At 71.0% G+C, this 19,393-nt stretch carries 20 protein-coding genes and 4 pseudogenes; 16 read left to right on the top strand and 8 right to left on the bottom strand.

Annotation, left to right across the window (positions count from 1 at the left end; all coding sequences use genetic code 11):
• Positions 1-532 precede the first annotated feature (532 nt).
• Positions 533-799, top strand: coding sequence for a hypothetical protein (locus LWC33_RS15725; RefSeq protein ID WP_233305125.1), 267 nt, complete (start codon positions 533-535; stop codon positions 797-799).
• Positions 800-803: 4 nt separating this feature from the next.
• The gene (locus LWC33_RS15720) at positions 804-989 is read left to right on the top strand and encodes a hypothetical protein (protein WP_233305124.1); all 186 of its coding nucleotides are present in this window, start codon (positions 804-806) and stop codon (positions 987-989) included.
• Here LWC33_RS15720 and LWC33_RS15715 read toward each other — a convergent pair.
• Entirely contained in the window at positions 944-1,696 is a 753-nt protein-coding gene (locus LWC33_RS15715) for a BBE domain-containing protein (RefSeq protein ID WP_233305123.1), read from the bottom strand. The genes LWC33_RS15720 and LWC33_RS15715 overlap by 46 nt on opposite strands.
• Before the next feature lie 133 nt (positions 1,697-1,829).
• On the opposite strand from LWC33_RS15715, the pseudogene LWC33_RS15710 reads away from it, so the two are divergent.
• From LWC33_RS15710 to LWC33_RS15695, 5 genes and pseudogenes are all read left to right on the top strand, one after another.
• Positions 1,830-2,140, top strand: a pseudogene (locus tag LWC33_RS15710) (transposase); the annotation flags it as partial.
• Positions 2,141-2,323: 183 nt separating this feature from the next.
• Positions 2,324-2,557 (top strand): annotated as a pseudogene (locus LWC33_RS36535) (IS110 family transposase); the annotation flags it as partial.
• Positions 2,503-3,171 (top strand): annotated as a pseudogene (locus LWC33_RS36045) (transposase); the annotation flags it as partial. The pseudogenes LWC33_RS36535 and LWC33_RS36045, both read left to right, overlap by 55 nt.
• Positions 3,141-3,434, top strand: coding sequence for a hypothetical protein (locus tag LWC33_RS15700; protein WP_233305131.1), 294 nt, complete (start codon positions 3,141-3,143; stop codon positions 3,432-3,434). The pseudogene LWC33_RS36045 and the gene LWC33_RS15700, both read left to right, overlap by 31 nt.
• A gap of 14 nt (positions 3,435-3,448) precedes the next feature.
• A pseudogene (locus LWC33_RS15695) lies at positions 3,449-3,607 on the top strand (IS3 family transposase); the annotation flags it as partial.
• A 263-nt stretch (positions 3,608-3,870) separates the two neighbouring features.
• Here the strand turns inward: LWC33_RS15695 and LWC33_RS15690 are convergent.
• On the bottom strand, positions 3,871-4,494 hold the full coding sequence (locus tag LWC33_RS15690) for a hypothetical protein (protein WP_233305130.1): 624 nt from the start codon (positions 4,492-4,494) through the stop codon (positions 3,871-3,873).
• Between the two features lie 321 nt (positions 4,495-4,815).
• Positions 4,816-5,391, bottom strand: coding sequence for a TetR/AcrR family transcriptional regulator (locus tag LWC33_RS15685; protein ID WP_233305122.1), 576 nt, complete (start codon positions 5,389-5,391; stop codon positions 4,816-4,818).
• Positions 5,392-5,471: 80 nt separating this feature from the next.
• Here LWC33_RS15685 and LWC33_RS15680 point away from each other — a divergent pair, with 80 nt between their 5' ends.
• Together LWC33_RS15680 and LWC33_RS15675 are read left to right on the top strand one after the other, a co-directional pair.
• Positions 5,472-6,611: an acyl-CoA dehydrogenase family protein gene (locus LWC33_RS15680; protein ID WP_233305121.1), complete on the top strand. Its 1,140-nt coding sequence runs from the start codon at positions 5,472-5,474 to the stop codon at positions 6,609-6,611.
• Between the two features lie 23 nt (positions 6,612-6,634).
• Entirely contained in the window at positions 6,635-7,393 is a 759-nt protein-coding gene (locus tag LWC33_RS15675; protein WP_233305120.1) for an SDR family NAD(P)-dependent oxidoreductase, read from the top strand.
• A gap of 65 nt (positions 7,394-7,458) precedes the next feature.
• Here LWC33_RS15675 and LWC33_RS15670 read toward each other — a convergent pair whose 3' ends face one another.
• From LWC33_RS15670 to LWC33_RS15660, 3 genes are read right to left on the bottom strand one after another with little or no spacing between them, the layout of a single operon-like run.
• Entirely contained in the window at positions 7,459-7,968 is a 510-nt protein-coding gene (locus LWC33_RS15670; protein ID WP_233305119.1) for a flavin reductase family protein, read from the bottom strand.
• A gap of 9 nt (positions 7,969-7,977) precedes the next feature.
• Positions 7,978-8,340 carry a VOC family protein gene (locus LWC33_RS15665; RefSeq protein ID WP_233305118.1) on the bottom strand — a complete coding sequence of 121 codons (363 nt, stop codon included), beginning with the start codon at positions 8,338-8,340 and terminating at the stop codon, positions 7,978-7,980.
• A gap of 13 nt (positions 8,341-8,353) precedes the next feature.
• Positions 8,354-9,877, bottom strand: a complete 1,524-nt coding sequence (locus LWC33_RS15660) for a fatty acyl-CoA synthetase (protein WP_233305117.1) — start codon at positions 9,875-9,877, stop codon at positions 8,354-8,356.
• A gap of 181 nt (positions 9,878-10,058) precedes the next feature.
• On the opposite strand from LWC33_RS15660, the gene LWC33_RS15655 reads away from it, so the two are divergent.
• A complete protein-coding gene (locus LWC33_RS15655; RefSeq protein ID WP_233305116.1) occupies positions 10,059-10,811 on the top strand; it encodes a helix-turn-helix transcriptional regulator in 753 nt (250 codons plus the stop codon).
• Positions 10,812-10,834: 23 nt separating this feature from the next.
• On the opposite strand, the gene LWC33_RS15650 is transcribed toward LWC33_RS15655, so the two are convergent.
• Entirely contained in the window at positions 10,835-11,881 is a 1,047-nt protein-coding gene (locus LWC33_RS15650) for a Vgb family protein (protein WP_233305115.1), read from the bottom strand.
• Between the two features lie 29 nt (positions 11,882-11,910).
• Positions 11,911-13,074, bottom strand: a complete 1,164-nt coding sequence (locus tag LWC33_RS15645; protein ID WP_233305114.1) for an LLM class flavin-dependent oxidoreductase — start codon at positions 13,072-13,074, stop codon at positions 11,911-11,913.
• Between the two features lie 193 nt (positions 13,075-13,267).
• On the opposite strand from LWC33_RS15645, the gene LWC33_RS15640 reads away from it, so the two are divergent.
• The 6 genes from LWC33_RS15640 (at position 13,268) to LWC33_RS15615 (ending at position 19,371) form a co-directional block, all read left to right on the top strand.
• Positions 13,268-14,329 carry a 2,3-butanediol dehydrogenase gene (locus tag LWC33_RS15640; protein ID WP_233305113.1) on the top strand — a complete coding sequence of 354 codons (1,062 nt, stop codon included), beginning with the start codon at positions 13,268-13,270 and terminating at the stop codon, positions 14,327-14,329.
• The gene (locus tag LWC33_RS15635) at positions 14,326-15,060 is read left to right on the top strand and encodes an alpha/beta fold hydrolase (RefSeq protein ID WP_233305112.1); all 735 of its coding nucleotides are present in this window, start codon (positions 14,326-14,328) and stop codon (positions 15,058-15,060) included. Before LWC33_RS15640 ends, LWC33_RS15635 begins: the two co-directional genes overlap by 4 nt.
• A gap of 23 nt (positions 15,061-15,083) precedes the next feature.
• Entirely contained in the window at positions 15,084-15,857 is a 774-nt protein-coding gene (locus LWC33_RS15630) for an SDR family NAD(P)-dependent oxidoreductase (RefSeq protein WP_233305111.1), read from the top strand.
• Positions 15,858-15,959: 102 nt separating this feature from the next.
• Positions 15,960-16,784 (top strand): HalD/BesD family halogenase, encoded by an 825-nt coding sequence (locus tag LWC33_RS15625; protein WP_233305110.1) that lies wholly within the window; start codon positions 15,960-15,962, stop codon positions 16,782-16,784.
• 11 nt (positions 16,785-16,795) lie between these two features.
• Positions 16,796-18,550 (top strand): choline/carnitine O-acyltransferase, encoded by a 1,755-nt coding sequence (locus LWC33_RS15620; protein WP_233305109.1) that lies wholly within the window; start codon positions 16,796-16,798, stop codon positions 18,548-18,550.
• Positions 18,547-19,371 (top strand): class I SAM-dependent methyltransferase, encoded by an 825-nt coding sequence (locus LWC33_RS15615; RefSeq protein WP_233305108.1) that lies wholly within the window; start codon positions 18,547-18,549, stop codon positions 19,369-19,371. Before LWC33_RS15620 ends, LWC33_RS15615 begins: the two co-directional genes overlap by 4 nt.
• Positions 19,372-19,393: the final 22 nt, after the last annotated feature.

The following is a 19,393-nucleotide window of genomic DNA, read 5'->3' as shown; positions in this document are numbered from 1 at the left end:
TCCGCGCCCGACTCCGCCCGGCGAGGCTCACGCTCCAGGGCAGCCCGCAGGGCTGTCGGCGTCAGCCGATGCGCCAGCACCCTGGAACGTGAGACCGGGCGGAGTAAGCGGCCCACCACTGGCAAACACAGCCCGGCCGACAGGCCGGACCGAGACCTTCGAAGAAGGTCACAGCTCGGAGTCCTCTCAGGTGTCCCTACAGGACCCGTAACGGGCAGCACTTCACCCGACCTCGATCTGTTGATCGTGCGCAGAGATACGCCGTGACTCGGCCCCGCCCGCAATCTCGACGTCCGACCTGCCCGAACGTACGACGATGCTCGCGAAGGCGGAGGTCCGCCACCCTCGGTCGCGTGTGCCGCCTGGCGCACGAGTACCTGTCGACCTCGTCACTGGCGATCGCTGGCAGCGTGTGGCGACGCTGGCAACTAGGCTTGGCGAGCCGCGCTTCCCCCGCGGTCGACCACCGGTCGGGATCGGACGTCCATCAGATGTCTGACGCCGGCCGCCGCCGACCATCAGGGGATCCCACGTGCGAGAACGCGATCTCTTCGCCCGGCTGCGGGCCGACCGTGAGCTGATCGACCAGGCCGCCGCCCGGCTTCGCCATCTCGCTGTCCAGGACGAGTACCGCGGCCAGCGCTACCCGGAGCACGCCTACGGCCTCGCGTCGATCCTCGACACCATCTCCCTCGGCCTCACCGACATGCCCGACTCGATCCGGACGGCCGCGGTCCGCACCGCCAGGGTGCTCCTCGGCACGGAGCCGCACCATGGCGAGGGTGCCGGCGTTGAGTGATCACGTGAGCGATGAGCAGAACCGGCCCGAGGCCCCGACCGTTCGCAGCCGCTTGCTCGGCGCCGGCGTCTCACCCGAGCGCCTGGCGCTGCATCACGAGGCGCGGCGGGTCCTGCTCGACGGCGCGATCGTCGACGACCTCGATCAGCCGGCGCCGCCCGGCACCCGGCTGACCTTCGCGGGCGCCTGACGCCCGGAAAAGCCCTCGTCCCTCGGTTCATATGCGGGCTTGATGTTCGGGGTGAGGTGGAACAGATTGTCCGGGTCGTAGCGGCGTTTGCTCTCTGCCAGCCGGGCGTACTTCTGCGGCCCGTAGGAGGCGCGGACCCGGTCGTCTTCGAACTCGGTCATGGAGTTGACGTAGCTGCCGATGCCGCGCGCATGCGGTTGCAGGGCCTGGCAGAACGAGCGCACCCAGTCGCGTTCGGCGGGTAGCTCCTCGTTGGTCTTGGTAAGTCCGATGGCGTACACCCCGTACCCGGAGCGGGAGCCGCCGAAGGCGGTGTCGTCGGGGCCGACATCTTGATGAGCGCCACCGAACGGCCCGAAGCACGACACAGGTGATGCGGCCGGCGGCGCCCTGCTCGCGCCGGCCGGGCCGCCGGGCCGGGCACGGTCTCCCCGGCGAGCAGCCCCTCGGCGTCCGGTCAGGGGCGCTTCCAGCCCTTGTCCACCCACAGCGGCACGTACTCGGCGGGGATGAACAACCGGGTCTTCGGGCAGTGCCACCGTGTCGTAGTCCTGCGGCGCGATCAGCCGGTCGCTGCTCGAGGACAGGTCGACCAGCCAGCGGTCCGGGCCCTGCCCGCGGGAGAGGATCCGCAGCTCGAACGGCAGCAACCGCAACGGGTTCGCGGCCTCGTAGATGCCCAGCTTGTTCGCCCGCGCCTTGGCCACCGACTTGCGCGCTTGTCCAGCGAGGGGTCGGCGGCCGCGCCTGGGCCGCGGTGCCGGGGGCGGGCACGGCGTCGATGATTGACTCGCCCTGGGTCTGGTGGAGTGTCCTGGACTTGGAAACGAGGATGGCGCCATGCCGAGAGAGCAGTCGCCGGGCAAGCCGAGCACGCGCCGGTACTCCGAGGAGGAGAAGGCCGCCGCGGTGCGGATGGTCCGCACGTTGCGCGCGGAGCTGGGTAGCGATCACGGGACCGTAAGCGGGTGGCCGAGCAGCTCGGCTACGGGGTCGAGTCGATGCGGTTGTGGGTGCGCCAGGCCGACATCGACGACGGCCACGAACCCGGCGTGAGCACCGACGAGGCCGCCCGGGTCCGCGAGCTCGAGCAGGAGGTCCGCGAGCTGCGCCGGGCCAATGAGATTTTGAAGCGGGCCGCCAATTTCTTCGGGTCAGTGCCACGATGATCATGTCTGGCAGGGTTCGCTCGTTTCTTCGGTGCTCGCCACGGGATCGCCGCGGCGTTGGCTTCTCCGCGATGTGCGGCCCTGCGCAGGCGTCCGGATCGCCCGGGACGCGTGGCCTGATAGGAGCATGCGCTCGGCCGACTGAGGCGTGCCCGCTCCCGGGCGATGCGGAGGACCGACCCCTACGCATCTCTCGGAGCAGCCCTCGTGGTGATGATCGGAACCGACTCACACAAGCGGACCCATACCGTGGTCGCGCTCGACGACATCGGACGTCGGCTCGACGAGCTGACCGTCGCCGCGACCACGGACGGGCACCTCAAGCTGCTCGCCTGGTCGCGGCAGTGGGACCAGGTCAGCTTCGCTTTGGAGGACTGCCGGCATCTCACTCGCCGTCTCGAGCGCGACCTGCTCGGCGCCGGGGCGCGGGTGGTGCGGGTGCCGACCCGGCTGATGGCCGGGGCGGGTGGGAGCCGGGCAAGTCCGACCCGATCGACGCCGAAGCGGTCGCGCTCGCCGCGCTGCGCCACGACGGGCTGCCGATCGCCGAGCTCGACGGGCCCGCCCGCGAGGTGCGGCTGCTGGTCGATCACCGCAGGGACCTGGTCGCCGAACGCACCCGGATCCAGAGCCGGCTGCGCTGGTACCCGCACGAACTCGACCCGGCCCTGGCGGTGCCCAGCCGCGGGCTGCGCCGCTTCTGCGTGATGGACTCCCTCGCCGAGCTGCTCGCCGAGCGTGACGGGGTGCTCGCGCGCGTCAGCCGGGAACAGCTGGCGCGCTGCCGCGAGCTGACCGTGCAGATCAACCAGCTCGAACGCGAACTCCGCACCCTAATGCGCCGGCTCGCCCCGACTCTGCTGGCGCTACCCGGCTGCGGGGTGCTGTCCGCGGCGACGCTGTTCGCCGAGACCGCCGGGGCGCGGCGCTTCCGGTCCAAGGACGCCTACGCCCGCTTCACCGGCACCGCCCCGATCCCGGTGTGGTCGGGCAACACCGCGGGGAAGGTCCGGCTCAACCGCGGCGGCAACCGCACCGCCAACTGCGCCCTGCACATGATCGCCCTGACCAGACCCGCGGCATCGGACCCGGCGCCGCCTACGTCGAGAAACTCCTCGGGGCCGGCAAGACCCGCACCGAAGCCCTCCGGCTGCTGCGGCGCCGCCTGTCCGACGCGGTCTTCGCCGCCCTGCGCGCCGACGAACCGCCCGCAACCGTGCGCTGCGCCGACGAGAAGGACACCAGCACCGACAACGAGCTACTCGCTGCGGCTTGACATAGGAGCATCGCGGAGCTCGACCGCCAGCATCGCAGGTAGTGGCGTTCATCGCCGCCCACCGCGACGGCGTGGTCGAGGGCAAGCCGCTCGGGGTCAAGCCCATCTGCCGGGTTTTGCAGGTGGCCCCGAGCACCTACTACGCCGCCAAACCAGGTGCCCGCGCTCGACGCCGCCGAGATTGACGACCTCATCCTCGGCTGCAGCCTGCTTCGTCGCCCCGTTCCTGATGGGCTGCCTCGTCGACCGCACCGGGTCGACGAACACCGGCCTGGTCGCCATGGCGGGCATCCTGCTGCTCGGCCTCGTCGCAGTCCTAGTCATCACGAGACGCCCGTCCCGCGGGCGGCCGGGTACGCGTGGGGACCGGATGGCCGGAACCGTCGGGACCCAGGCCGACGCCAGGCGCGCGACGAGCACCTCACCCTCGCCCCAATCAGTGGGCGAGGGTGTGGACGTCGCGGAGGAACTCTGCCCAGACGTCGAAGTAGGGGTCGCAGTCCGGGTCCCCGAGCGCGGCGTGGTCGCCGAGCCTGACGCGGCGCCAGGCGTCGGCCAGGCGCCCGGCGTAGCGCTCCAACCTCGGGACGATGACCACCGCCGCGTAAATCGCGGAGATCCGGTCGGGATGAGACCGGCTGACCTCCTCGAGAACCGCGGCATCGTGGATTGGGTCCGTGTGGTCGTTGATCGTGACAGTTCCGTGCTCGCCATCCGTCTCGCCTTCGCGGAGGAACCATCGCGACATCAGGACCGCGACCTCACGGTCGAGATCGGCCAGACGGCGGGCGAGGCTTCCCAGCCCGGTGCGAGCGCCGGGGTCGACCTCCCCCGAGACCAGCCGCTTAGTCATCACGCGTCCCGCAGCCGACGAGGACCAGCGGCCGGTAGCAGGGCAGTGGACGACGAGACCTACCGCCTCCGCGGCGAGGAGCTCGCCGTGGACGATGCCGGTCTTGATGCCGGACCGGCGCGCCACCGCCTCGACGGCGCTCGGGCCGGCGACGCATAAAGCGCGCAGCACGTCGGCCCGATAGCGCTGGGGAGCGACAGTCAACATAGGAGCACCCTTCTCTACTGCGCACGACACCGGCGTCGAGACAGCAAGCCGGGGCACCCCTGCGCGGGGTACCCCGGCCGCATTCACTGAGCGTAGAAACCTGGCCACACCGTGCCTCCTCCCTCAAGGGGGAGACGCATACCTAGTTCGAGTGAACGGCTACTCCCGCCCCCACGCAGCGGGGCCACTCGGTCGAGCCGATGCACGAGATCGGCCTCGATCTCGTCGCGGTTGGTCTCGTTAAGGATCTCGTGCCGCGCGCCGAGATAGGTATGCACCTCCAGTTCGGACGAGCGGTGTCCCCCGGTCGGGAGACTCCGGTCAGGTCCGACGAACGAGACCCGCCGTGACCAGCGACGCGAGCTCCGCGTACGCCTGGCTGTCCGACAATCCCGTTGCCGTGGCGACCTCGCGCTGCTGGATGCGGACCATCTGGGCGGCGACGAGGTCGGCGACGAAGCCTGCGTTCACCCGACGGAAGGTGCCGTCGGCGGCGCCCTGCTCGATGAGCTCGCCGATCCGTCGCGCGGCCGCCCGGGTGTTGTGGCCGTAGACCTCGGCGGCGGGCGGGAAGGACGCCACGTCGTCGAAGAAGGCCGGGCTCGCCGCGGCCAGCTCCGCCGCGACGGCCTCGAGGTAGCTACGGATCGGCGCGTCCTCCGTCACGGCGGCCTCGACGCGCGCGGTGGCGTCCCGGAAGAACCGGACGACGGCGGCCCGGACCAGCTGCTCCCGGCTGCGCGCCAACGTGTAGAGAGTGCGCTTCGAGCAGTGCAGCCGGGCCGCGAAGTCGTCCAGGGTGAGGTGGGCGAACCCTTCCTCCAGGATCAGGGCTAGCACCCCGTCCTCGAGCTCCGCGCGGCGGGTCTTGCCGCGGCGGACAGGGGTGCCGGTCACTCCCGCAGTCTCGCACGCATCATTTAACGGTACTCTCGTAGAGACGATCGTACCGATGTGCGTACCGAACGGAGAGCACCGTGACCGTCGACCGACTCCTGCCCAACCAGGAGGCCGAGGACCTGCTCGCGCTGACCCGTGACCTCGCCGACAAGGAGCTCGCCACCCGTGTCGACGAGCACGAGAAGGCCGAGACCTACCCCGAGGGGCTGTTTGCGACCCTGGGCGCGGCCGGGCTGCTGGGCCTGCCCTATCCGGAGGAGTTCGGCGGCGGCGCCCAGCCGTACGAGGTCTATCTGCAGGTTCTCGAGGAACTCGCCGCCCGCTGGGCCGCGGTCGCCGTAGCCACCAGCGTGCACGGTCTGGCCTGCTTCCCCATCGCGACCTACGGCACCGCCGAGCAGAAGCAGAGCTGGCTGCCCGACATGCTCGCGGGGGAGCGGATCGGTGGGTACAGCCTCTCCGAGCCGCAGGCAGGTTCTGACGCCGCCGCGCTCGCCTGCAAGGCGGTCAAGGAGGAGGGCGGGTACCGGGTCACCGGCACCAAGGCGTGGATCACCCACGGCGGCCGCGCCGACTTCTACTCGCTGTTCGTGCGCACCGGCGAGGGCAGCCGCGGCATCTCCTGCCTGCTCGCCCCGGGTCGGGCCGAGGGCCTGTCGTTCGGCAGGCCCGAGGAGAAGATGGGCCTGCACGCCATCCCCACCACCACGGCCAACTGGGACGGCGCCCTGCTCGACAGCGACCGCCTCCTCGGCGCCGAGGGCCAGGGTCTACAGATCGCGTTCAGCGCCCTGGACTCCGGGCGCCTCGGCATCGCCGCGTGCGCCACCGGACTGGCCCAGGCCGCGCTCGACGCCGCGGTCGACTACGCCAACGAGCGCACAACCTTCGGCAAGAAGATCGTCGACCACCAGGGCCTGGGCTTCCTGTTGGCTGATATGGCTGCCGCGGTCGATTCCGCCCGCGCCACCTACCTCGACGCCGCCCGCCGCCGCGACCTCGGCCGCCCCTACGGCCGGCAGGCCAGCGTGGCCAAGCTCGTCGCCACCGACGCCGCCATGAAGGTCACCACCGACGCCGTGCAGGTCCTCGGCGGCTACGGCTACACCCGCGACTTCCCCGTCGAGCGCTACATGCGCGAGGCGAAGATCATGCAGATCTTCGAGGGGACCAACCAGATCCAGCGACTCGTCATCAGCCGCGGCCTCGCGCGCTGACCCTCCCCGACAAGGAGCCTTTCATGCAGCTCAACGGCATCTCCGCGCTCGTCACCGGAGCGGCGTCCGGCCTCGGCGCCGCCACCGCGGCCCACCTGGCCAAGCAGGGTGTCTCGGTCTACGGCCTCGACCTGGAGAAGGCTGTCGCCGCCGCCCAGGCGCCCGACGGTGTCACCCTGCTCCCCGCCGACGTCACCGACGAGCAGTCGGTCCGGGACGCGGTCGACCGCGCCGGCGAGGGCCCCGAGCCCCTGCGACTGGTCGTGAGCTGTGCGGGCATCGCCCCGTCGGCCCGGATCCTGTCGAAGAAGGGCGTGCACGACCTCGACCTGTTCCACACGGTGCTCAAGGTCAACCTGCTCGGCACGTTCAACGTCATGCGCCTGGCCGCCGAGAAGATCGCCACGACCGAGCCGGACGAGCACGGCCAGCGCGGCGTCGTGGTCAACACCGCCTCCGTCGCCGCGTTCGAGGGCCAGATCGGCCAGATCGCCTACACCGCCTCGAAGTCCGGCGTCGCGGGTATGACGATCACCGCCGCCCGTGACCTGGCCCAGTACGGCATCCGCGTGGTGACGATCGCCCCCGGCATCGTGCAGACCCCGATGCTCGCGGGCCTGCCCGAGGACGTTCAGACCAGCCTCGCCAAGTCCGTGACCTTCCCGCAGCGCCTCGCCGACCCCACCGAGTACGCCCGCCTCGTCACCATGATCGCCGAGCACGACTACCTCAACGGCGAAACCATCCGCATGGACGGCGCCATCCGCATGGCCGCGCGTTGACACTTCGGTCCGGGCACCCCGACGGGGCGCCCGGACCGAGCTTCACCTTTGTGGACGCGCGACGGTCAGGAGGCCGGCGCGAGTCCGGTCAGCGCGTGGAACCTACTGCCGTGGAACACCAGCGGTGCGACGTCGGGCGAGGCCCGCAGGCCGCGGATCTCCAGCAGCACGATGGTGTGGTCACCGGCGGGAACCACACCGTCGACGCTGCAGTCCAGCCAGGCCGTCGCTCCGTGGACGAACACGGCTCCATCCGCCGTCTGTTCCCACTCGATCCCGGCGAAGCGGTCGCCGGCCTTGCGGGAGAGGTTCCGGCAGGCCTCGTCGTGGCCCTCGGCGAGAACACTGATCCCGAGCCGGGGGCGCAGGCACAGCGTCGGCCACGTCGTCGAGATCGTCTGGACACACACCGACACCATCGGCGGGTCGACGGATACCGACGTGAACGAGCTGACGGCCATGCCCACCGGGGCACCGTCGACCGCCGCGCACACTGCGACGACACCGGAGGGGAAGCACGCGAAGGTGCGGCGCAGTGCGGCGGGATCCCGGTCCCACTCCTCGAGCTCGAGCACTCCGCCTCCTCAGTTCGGCCCGTACACGACGACGGCATTGCCCCACGGATCGGCGACGACGGCGCGCAGTTCGTGCGGTCCCTGCTGGATGTCCTGGAGCACCGAGCCCCCGGCGACGACGACAGCACGGACCGCGACGGCGACCTCGGGCACCTTGCACGACGCGGCGACGCGGCCGCCGGTCACGTCCTCCTCGGCGCCGGCCAGGGCCAGGGCGACCCCGCCGGTCTCCAGCACCGCGTAGCGGCTGCCGTCGACGAAGCGGGGACTGAACCCGAACGCCATCCGGTAGAAGTCGGTCGCCGCAGCGACGTCGGCGACCGGGTACTGCACGTTCCCGACCCTCGCGGGCGGGGTGGTGGGTACGGTCACCGTTCTCGTCCTCTCACGCGGGCGTGCCCTGCGGGACCTCGTCCCGCAGCACACGCTTGAGCAGCTTCCCGGACGCGTTACGGGGAAGCGCGTCGACGAGGTGCACGTGCTTGGGCACCTTGTACCCGGCGAGCCTGCCCTTGGCATAGGCGATCAGGTCCGCCTCCGTCGCCGGCTCCTTCAGCACGACGAACGCGGTGACGGCCTCGATCCACCGGTCGTCGGGGGTCCCGATCACGGCGACCTCGGCCACGGCCGGGTGTGTGTAGAGGGCGTCCTCGACCTCGCGGGACGCCACGAGCACGCCGCCGGTGTTGATCACGTCCTTGATTCGGTCGACGACGGTGATGTAGCCCTCGTCGTCGATGCGCACCAGGTCGCCCGAGTGGAACCACCCGTCGCGGAAGGCCTCCGCGGTGGCCTCGGGCTTCTCCCAGTAGCCCTCGCAGAGCTGGGGGGAGCGATAGATGACCTCACCGGTGCCGCCCGTCTCGACGTCATTGCCGGTCTCGTCCACGACCCGGATCTCGACGAACAGCACCGAACGGCCACACGACTCCGGCCGGTCCTTGTGCTCGGCAGGGCCCAGCACCGTGGCGAGCGGGCCGATCTCCGACTGGCCGAAGCAGTTGTAGATGCCCAGCTCCGGAAGCCGCTCCTGCAGCCGCTCCAACACCGGCCCAGGCATGATCGACGCCCCGTAGAACGCCTTGCGCAGGGAGGACAGGTCCCGGGTCGCCAGGTCCGGGTGCTGGGAGAGCGGCACCCAGACCGTCGGCGCGAGGAAGACGGCACCGAGCCGGTCCTCCTCGATGCGACGCAGCACCTCGGGGATGTCCGGGGTCTCCAGGAGCCGGTTCGTCGCGCCGACGGAGAGGTACGGCATGAGGAACACGTGCATCCCCGCCGAGTGGTACAGCGGCATCGGGTGCAGCGGGTCGTCGTCCTCGTGGCACTCCAGCGCCAGCACAGAGGAGACGTACTCGTGGACCAGGGCGCGGTGGGTCATCATCGCGCCCTTGGGGCGAGAGGTCGTCCCCGAGGTGTAGAGGAGCTGGACGAGATCCGTGTCGGAGACGTCCACGTCGAGGACGGGTAGGGGGCCGGACGATGCCTGCGTCAGGAGCGAGCCGGGAGCGTCCCGCAGCGACATCACCTGCTCGACCTCGACGCCCGCGCCCGGGAGCCGGTCGGCGAGCGCGGGGTCGACCAGGACCAGCCGGCTCCCGGACTGCTCGAGCAGGTAGCCCAGCTCGTCGCCGGTCAGCGCGTAGTTGATCGGGACGTGGACCAGGCCGGCGCGCGCTGCCGCGAGGAACGCGATCAGGTACGCATCCGAGTTGCGGCCGTAGGTCGCGACGCGGTCACCCTTCTGCAGCCCGAGGGCCAACAGCGTGGCGGCAGCGCGGGTCACGGCGTCGTCGAGATCGGCGTAGGTCCACGTCCGGTCCGCGAAGTGGAGGGCGGCCCGCCGGGGGAACCTCAGCGCGCTCCGCCGCAGGACGTCGTCGACGGTGCTGGATCGGGTGGTGCTCATCGGCGAGACCTCCTGGTCGGTGACATGGCCGCAGGCTGACTGGACACGAGGGACTCCGGTAGTGAACGAAAGTGGACTGCTGCGCTCCGCCTCGCGGTGGCAGCGTGGGAACGTCGACGGGCCGGATGGGCTGTTGTGCCACACTCGGAGCCCGACGAGCGGTTACGACGAGGTGATCAGCGTGCGGATCGCGAACGACGACGGTGAGCTGACCGTCAGGGACTACACACGGGTGTTCGACGTGCTCGAGCACGTGAACCCGGCGAAGGACGTCGACGACTTCCGGGAGCGGACGCTCGAGGCGTTCGGCTCGGTGCTGGGCTACCGCAACACGACGTTCTTCCGGGGCCCGACGTACGCGACCCTCTTCGAGGACCCGAGCCCGCTGCTCAACGGCCGGATGCGCGCCCTGGTCCGCGAGTACCGCTCCGGCTGGAGCAAGTACGACGTCTTCTCCCTCCCCGAGTCGTTGGCCCTGCTCGGCCGTACCCACGCCGTGTCCGTCGACGAGCTGCACCGGATGCCCGAACAGTCCCGGCAGTACCTCGACAACTGGCTGGCCCGACGTGGCCTGCCGTCCGCGAACGCCGTCTACATACGCCCCGCGGGCGAGCACGCCCTCATCGGGGTCTTCGGTGAGGACGGCGTCGTCGGTCCGGCCGACCTGCGGATCCTGCGACTCCTTGGTAAGCAGCTGTCCGCGGTGTGTCGTCACCTTCCGGGGGCCCGCGTCGACCAGCCCGACCTCAGCAAGCTGTCTCCCCGGCACCGCGAGGTCGCCGCCCTCGTGTGCGAGGGTCTCACCAACGCGACGATCGGTCGGGTCCTCTCGCTGACCGAGGGCACCGTCAAGAAGTACGTCAGCCACATTCTCGCGGAGACGGGCTGTCGCTCCCGGACCGAACTGGTGCTCCGCCTGCGGTCCCAAGGCTGAGCCGCAGGCGGAGCACCATGCCGTCACGGGCGCAGCTCGCCGATCTTGCCGTGCGCGATCTCGGCGAACCACACCGATCCGTCGGGCGCACACGGGGCGTCCTGTGAGTCGTCGCCCGGCGGTTTGGTGCACGTGATGTCGCCGATCGTCGACACGGGGGTCGGGGTCTGGGCCTCCGTCACCTCGAACGTCGCCAGGTCGATGCGTCCGATCTTCCCGCCGGCGGTCTCGGTGAAGTACATGGCGTTGTCCGGCCCGGCCGAGATGGTGGTCGGCGCAGCGGCGGGCGTGGGCAACGGGAACTCCCGGAACGTCTTCGTGACGATGTCGAATACACCCACCTTGTTACCGGCGATCTCGGTGAACCACACCGAGCGCCCGTCCTTGCCCGGGTCGATGTCGAGCACCTGGGCCGCGGGGGTCGGGTAGGGGTACTCGGTGACCTCGTGGGTCGTCGCGTCGATGCGGGCCAGGCGGTTCGCGCCCTGCTCCGAGAACCAGATACCGCCGTCGTCGAGCACAGCGATGTCCTGCGGAAGAGCGGCCGGAGTGGCCAGCGGGAACTCCTGGATGGCGTGGGTCGCGGGGTCCATCCGGCCGATCTTGTTGCCGGTCGTCTCGGTGAACCACAAGGCCCCGTCGGGGCCGATCTTCAGGTCCGCGGGGTAGGACACCGGCGTGGGGATCGGGAAGAGCTCGATCTTCTTCGTGCCCAGGTCCAGCCTGCCGATGCTGTTGCAGCCGGTTGCGGTGAACCAGACGGCGTCGCCGGGGCCGCCATTGATCGCGTACGGAATGCACGCGGGCTGCGGCAGCGGGAACTTCTCGATCTCCTTCGTGACCGGGTCGATTCGGGCGATCCGGTTGCCGACCGTCTCGCCCACATAGATGGCGCCGTCTGGGCCGGGCTTGAGGTCGATGGGGGCGGTGCCCAGGCCGAGTGGGTACTCGGTGATGGTCGGGGAACCCGGGGCGGCCGAGGCCGCCCCGGGCAGGAGCGCTGCGAAGAGCGCGACGCCGGCCGCCGTCAGTGCGAGGCGGACCAGGGAGCGGCGTCCGGAGCGTGACATCGTCGTCTGCTTTCGCTTGGTCGAGACCGTCAGCCGGCGGCCTTCTCGGCCTCGTACTTCTTCGACATGTGGGCGATGGCGTCGAGCTGGGCCTGGGCGTGGCCCGCCCGGCCGGCCTCGGCGAGCGCGGCGGACTCGAGCGTCCGCTCGGCCTGGTTCTGGAAGCGCGGCGCGACCTCGTGCGCGAAGATCTCGAACGACCGCTTCGTGGCCTCCGGGTTGGCCCAGTCGTGCCCCATGAGCAGCATGCTGCCGAACCCGCCGGACTGGTCGACCAGGCGCTGGACCTGCGCGGCGGCCTGGTCGGCAGTGCCGATCACCCCGATGCCCGCGGTGTTGATGAAGTCGATCATCTCCTTGACGTTGTTCCCCGAGACCGCCATCTGCGGGAACGCCGCCACCTTCTGGAAGTACCCGAACCAGTGCTCGATCCCGTGCTCGACGTCCTTGTACGCCTGCTCGACGGTCTCGGCGATGTGGAACGGCCCGACGAGACGCCAGCCGGAGCGGTCGACCGTTGTCCCGGCGGCCTGCGCGCGCTCCTCCATGATGTTCCAGTGGTGGGCGAGGGCGTCGAACCCGTCCGGGGTGAGGGTGGCGCCGATGTTCAGCAGGCCGAGGCCGTGACGGCCCGCGAGGCGCGCGCCGGTGGGCGAGGCGACGGCCGCGACCGCGATGTCGAACAGCGGGTCCGAGTACGGCCGCATCTGCAGGCGCGCGTCGATCAGCTCGTGGGTGCGGGTCTTGGCGTTGACGGTCTCCCCCGCGAACAGCCGCAGGATGATGTCGAGGTTGACCTCGAGCAGCTCGCGGGTCTCGGTCGGGTTGAGCCCGATCATCGCCGAGTCCGTGGGCAGCGAGCCCGGCCCCACACCGAACAGCACCCGGCCCCGGGTCAGGTGGTCGAGCAGCACGAGACGGTCCGCGACCCAGAGCGGGTTGTGGTAGGAGATCGAGGTGACGCCGGTGCCGAGCTTGATCCGGCGGGCCCGCTGCGCCGCGGCGGCGATGAAGATCTCCGGGGAGCCGATGATCTCCGAGCCCGCGGAGTGGTGCTCGCCGATCCAGGCCTCGTCGTAGTCGAGCTTGTCGAGGTGCTCGATCAGCTCGAGATCCCGCTCGAGCGAGGTCGTCGGGTTCAGGCCCGGTGCGTGCACCGGCGCCAGGAACACCCCGAACTTCATCCTGCCCATGTTCTGACTCCTTCGTCCGAGAGCCGGCGACCACGCCGGCCATGAAGCTGGTGACGCCGAGCCTGACTGGGCCGTTCGGCGGCGCCCAGTGGACGAAGGTGACCAAGGACAGTCCACTTTCGTTCAGTGCCAGAGCACTCCGCAGCGGCCTAGCGTCTGCGGCGAGCAAGCCCTCGACGCGGAGGAGACGGCCATGAAGGCCCTGCAATATCACGGACGCGGCGATATCCGCCTCAACGACGTACCGGAGCCGGAGCCCGGTCCCGGGGAGGTCAAGGTCGCGATCGCCGCCGCTGGGATCTGCGGCTCGGACATCCACGAGTACCGCGGCGGCCCGATCGCCGTCCCGATGACGGACGCCCACCCGCTGACCGGGGAGCACGCGCCCGTCACCCTCGGGCACGAATTCGCGGGAACGGTCGTGGCGGTCGGTGAGGGTGTCACCGACGTGCAGGTGGGTCAGCGCGTGGCCGCGAGCGCCGTCGTGCGGTGCGGGACCTGCCCATCGTGTGCCCAAGGCCTGCCACAGCTCTGCGCGACCCTGGGCTTCCACGGGCTGAGTGGCGGCGGCGGCGCGTTCGCCGCGTTCGACACGTTCCCGGCCTACCTCGCCCATGCCCTCCCGGACAGCGTGTCCGACCAGGTGGGCGCGATGCTGGAGCCGCTCGCGACCGGGGTGCACGCAGTCGGTCGCGCCGGAATCGGCCCGGGCTCGACCGCGCTGATCCTCGGTGGCGGCCCCATCGGCCTGATGACCGCGGTCGCAGCGCAGGCCGCCGGTGCGGAGCAGGTGATCGTCTCGGAGCCCGCCGCAGGACGGGCGAAGGCCGCGGAGCGCGTCGGGGCCACGACGGTCCTCGACCCCCGCAGCGACGACGTCGTGGCGGCCGTCCGCGACCTGACCGGTGGGCGCGGGGTGGACGCCGCGTTCGACGCCGCCGCCGTCGCGACCAGCTTCGACACCGCGCTCGGCTCCGTTCGTCCACGCGGCACGCTCGTCAACGTGGCCGTGTGGGAGCAGCCGACCCCGCTCAACCCGACCGCTCTGCTGTTCACCGAGGCCACCATCACCGGCGCCCTGGCCTACACCGACGCCGAGTTCGAGCGGGCGGTGGAGATCGCCGCAACCGGGGCCCACGACCTCGCCTCGCTGGTGAGTCGGGAGATCAGCCTCGACGACGCGGTGACCGAGGGGTTCGACCGTCTCGCCACCGACCCGGGTGACGACATCAAGGTGCTGGTGAGGCCGTCGTGACCGTCGTGTTCGTGCACGGCGTGCCGGAGACCGCCGCAGTCTGGGACGCACTGCGCATGCGCCTGGACCGGGACTCGGTCGCACTCAGCCTGCCCGGCTTCGGCTCGCCGCTCCCCGCCGGTTTCGAGGCCAAGGAGGACTGGGAGCGCTGGCTGGTCGCCGAGCTCGAGGCGATGCCCGGACCCGTCGATCTCGTCGGCCACGACTGGGGTTCGCTGCTCGCGCTGCGGATCGCCACGGCACACGGCGATCTCGTGCGCAGCTGGGCGGTCGACGTCGCCTCGGTGTCCCACCCGGACTACGCCTGGCACGACTTCGCCCGGCTGTGGCAGACCCCGGGCGAGGGTGAGGCATGGATGCGGGCCACGCTCGACACCGGACCGGACGACCCCGCCGGCTTCTTCGGCCAGCTCCCCGCGTTCGGCATCGGGACCGGCGAGGCGAAGGCGATGGGCGCGGCGTTCGACGAGGCCATGGCCGAGTCCATCCTCAGGCTGTACCGCTCGGCCCAACCCAATGTTCACGCGGACTGGGCGTGGACCACGGCGCAGGCGCCCGGGCTCGTCCTGCGCCCGACCGCCGATCCCTTCGACGACCCGGCCCTCGCTGCCGACGTCGCCGCACGACTCGGCGCCACCGTCCGAGACCTGCCCGGTCTCGGGCACTTCTGGATGCTCCAGGACCCGGCCGCCGGGGCCGAGGCGGTACGTGCCTGGGTCGACGCGCGATGACCACTCACGAACAGGAGAACGCGATGACGAGGTTCGACGGCAAGGTTGCGCTGGTGACTGGTGGCGCCTCCGGGATCGGGGCGGCGGTCGGCGCGAGGCTGCTCGCCGAGGGCGCCCGGGTGGTCCTCGTGGACCTGAACGCGGAGGCGCTCGAGCTCGCCGCCAAGGAGGCGGGCGACCGCGTCGTGACGGCGGCGGCCGACGTCACGTCCGAGTCGGACGTCGAGGCGGCGGTGGCGGCGGCGGTCGAGCGCTTCGGAGGCGTGGACCTCTGCTTCAACATCGCGGGCGGTGCCCGGTTCGGCACGCTCACCGACATCACCGAGCAGGACTGGTCATTCACCATCGACCTGGTCCTGAAGGGCACGTTCCTGTGCACCCGGCACACAGCGCGGGCGATGCGCGCCGGCGGCCGGGGTGGGGCCATCGTCAACGTCTCCTCGCTCAACGCGCACGTCCCGCTGTACGGGGGGAGCGCCTACTCCGCGGCGAAGGCAGGTACGGAGAACTTCACCAAGAGCTCGGCTCTGGAACTCGCGCAGGACGGAATCCGGGTCAACGCGGTGCTCCCCGGGCTCGTCCAGACCCCGCTGACCGAGGCGTTCCTCGGAATCGAGGCGCTGAAGCAGGACTTCACCCGCCGTATCCCGGCCCGGCGCCCCGCGACGCCGGAGGAGATCGCGAGCCCGGTGCTCTACCTGGCCAGCGACGAGGCGTCGTACGTCAACGGTACGAGCCTGGTCGTCGACGGCGGTTGGGAGTTCACCAACTACCCCGATCTCGCGCCTTACGTGTGAGTCACAGGTCATGAACAGTCAGCATTGACCGTTACTCTCTGCGTCCGCATAATCGCACAGGTCACATGACCGAGTCGATGACGACGTGAGGAGTGGGCTCGGGTGAATCCGACGATCGTGGACACGGATCGCTATCCACTGCACAGTCCGGAGCTCGCGGCGCGGGTGCGTTCCGAGCTCCGGGCCTCGGGATGTTGTGTGCTGCCCGGCTTCGTCCGGGCGGACCGGATCGACGTGCTGCGGCGAGAGGGCCAATCGTTGGCTCCGCTGGCCCACCACGAGACCGAGATCGTCAACGTGTACAACACCGACCCGAACCCCACTCTCCCTCCGGGCCACCCGGCCCACCGCCGGATGCCACGGGGCAACGCGTTCGTGGCGCGCGACCGCATCCCGGCGGACGCGCTGCTGCAGCGGCTCTACACCGACCGGGCCGTGCAGCGCTTCGTCGCGGCGGCGTTCGGGCTCCCCGAGGTGTTCGAGCTCGGCGATCCGTTCGCGGGGCTGGTGCTCAACGTCGTCGTCCCGGGCCGCGAGCACCCGTGGCACTTCGACACCAACGAGTTCACCGTCAGCCTGCTCACCCAGGCCCCCGAAGCGGGCGGGCTGTTCCAATACTTCCCCGGCATCCGCACCCCCGAGGACGAGAACCTCGAGGCCGTCGTATCCGTGCTCGACGGCGACCACAGCGGCGTCCGGACGCTCGACCTGCACCCCGGCGATCTCCAGCTCTTCGCGGGCCGCTACTCCTTGCACCGGGTCAGCCCGGTCGAGGGCGCCCGCGACCGGCACACCGCCATCCTCGCCTACAGCGCCCGCCCCGGGGTCGTCGGCACCCCGGCGCGCACCCGGCAGCTGTTCGGCCGGGTCACCGACGCCCACACCGTTCCCGCCGGCGCCGGTCGCGTCGACCAGCTCCTGATCTGAGGCGGCCCGCGATGACCTTCTCCCCCCTGACCTTCGGCAACGAGGACGCCCTGCCCCGCGTGCCGCTGCCCGCCCTCACCGACACCGCGGCGCGGTTCCTCGACTGGTGCGCCCCGCTTCTGACCGACGACGAACGCGCCCGCACCGAGAAGGCCCTCGACGAGTTCCTCGCCGGTGAGGCCCCCGAGCTCGACGCCGCCCTGCGCGCCTACGACGCCACCCCCGGTGTGCACAGCGTGTGGGACGACTTCTGGCGCTCCCGCTACCTCGGCCGCCGCGACCGGATCGCGCTGAACGCGAACTTCTTCTTCCTGTTCGAGGACGCGCCGGGCTTGGGCCGGATAGAGCGGGCCGCCGCCCTGACCGCCGCGACCGTCGCCTACAAGCTCGCGATCGACGCCCAGGCGGTACCGCCGGCGACCCAACGCGGCAAGCCGCTGTCGATGGTGCAGCTGAAGTACCTCTTCTCCGCCTGCCGGATCCCGGGCCGGGAGATCGACTCCAGCCGCACCCCGTACACCGACGCCTGGCCGGGACCGTCCACCGAGCGCCACATCGTCGTGTTCCATCACGGGCACGTCGTCCGGCTCGACGTCCTCGCTGCGGACGGCACCCCGCACTCGGTCGCCGAGATCGCCGACGGGCTCCGTGCCATCGTCGCGGCCACCGAGGCCCGCGGTGACGCGGTCGGGCACCTGACGACGAAGGCCCGCGCCGCCTGGGCACAAACCCGCGACCGGTTGCGTGCCGAGAACGCCGAGACCCTGGAGGCGATAGAGACTGCGCTGTTCTGCGTGGCCCTGGAGGACGCGGTCCCCGCTGAGCCACGTGAGGCCTGTGATCTGCTGCTACACGGCGACTCTGGCAACCGCTGGTTCGACAAGTCCCTCACGCTGATCGTGTTCGGCGACGGCACCGCCGGACTCAACGGCGAGCACTGCGAACTCGACGGCACCACCGTCGTCGGGTACGTCGACACCATCCTCGACACCCCCACCCCGGAGCTGCCCGGGGCCGGGCCGACCACGGTCATCCCGCTGACCTGGCGGCTCGACGACGACCTGCGCGCCGACATCGCCCGGTCCGGCGCCGAGTTCGGTGACTACGCCGCGGCCTGCGCCACCTCGACCTTGAGCATCGACGGGTTCACGAGCGCGCGGGCGAAGGAGCTGCGCTGTTCACCGGATGCCTTCGCGCAGCTGGCCTTCCAGCTCGCGCACCGGCGTTCCAAGGGCTTCACCGGAGCGACGTACGAGTCGATCGCCACGCGCCGCTACCACCACGGGCGCACCGAGGCCATGCGCGTGGTCACCCCCGAGATCGTCGCCTTCGTCGACGCCATGACCGATCCGGCCACGAACGATGACGTCCGGCGAGCTGCCTTCCGCGTCGCAGCTGAGGCCCACGTGCGCCGGGCGAAGGAGTGCCAGGCCGGCCACGCTCCCGAGCAGCACCTGTGGGAGCTGCAGTGGATCCAGCGCCGCCCCGGCGGCCCGGAGATCCCGTTCTTCGACAGCCCCGGTTGGACGATCCTGCGCGACGACTACCTGTCCACCAGCTCGGTGCCCTCCCCACGGGTGCAGTACTTCGGGTTCGGCTCCACCAGCCCGACCTGCATCGGCGTCGGCTACGGGCTGCAGCACGACCGGTTCGACATCTACCTCGCCACCCCGCGCTCGGTGGCCGACCAGATGTACGCCTTCGCCGACCGGGTCCGCGAAGCCGTGGCCGAGCTCGACACACTGCTCGCCGCCGAGGCAGGGTGACCGTGGCCCCCGCCGCACAGGCACCGCGGACGGCGACCTCGAAAGCCGACTTCAGCGGCATCTACACCGCGCCCGACCCGCGCCCCTACTTCATGGCCCTGGCCCCGCTCGGCTACCAGGTCCCCGAGCACGCCGCACCCCTCGTGCGCGCCGAGATCGACGCCCCCGGCCGGGACCCCCGCGCCGGCACGGTGCTCGACCTGTGCTGCTCCTACGGCATCAACGCCGCACTCCTGCGCACCTCGCTGGGCCTCGCCGACCTGACAGCGCGCTACACCGCTCCCGCCCTCACCGATCTGAGTGCGGACGAGTTGGCCGCCGCGGACGCGGCCTACTACGCCGCGCAACCGACGCAGCCGCTCCTGCGGGTCCTCGGGCTCGACGCCTCCGCCCCGGCGGTCCGCTATGCCACCCGGGCGGGACTGCTCGACGAGGGCTTCGCCGAGGACCTCGAGAGTGCCGACCCGTCCCCGCGGCTCGCCCGGGCCCTGGCCTCGGTAGGGACGGTTGTCTGCACCGGTGGGGTCGGCTACATCGGCCCCGCGACCTTCGAGCGACTCCTGGCGCACCTGCCGCCGACCGTCCGCCTGATCGTCCTCGTGCTGCGCGTCTTCCCCTACGACGACATCGAAGCCGTCCTCGACGCACACGGCCTCGTCACCCGCCGAGTACCGGGCACGGTGCGCCAACGGCGCTTCACCGACGCCGCGGAGCAGGCCGCCGCGGTGGCCGACGTCCGCACCCGCGGGCTGGATCCGACCGGGAAGGAGGCGGCCGGATGGTTCCACGCCGACTGCTTCGTCAGCCGCCCGGCTCGATGACCCCGGCCCGCCCGGGCCTCCG

This window comes from Pseudonocardia terrae, assembly GCF_021343995.1.
In the GTDB taxonomy this organism is placed as follows: Bacteria; Actinomycetota; Actinomycetes; order Mycobacteriales; family Pseudonocardiaceae; genus Pseudonocardia; species Pseudonocardia terrae.
This window is presented reverse-complemented; position numbering and strand designations above follow the sequence as displayed.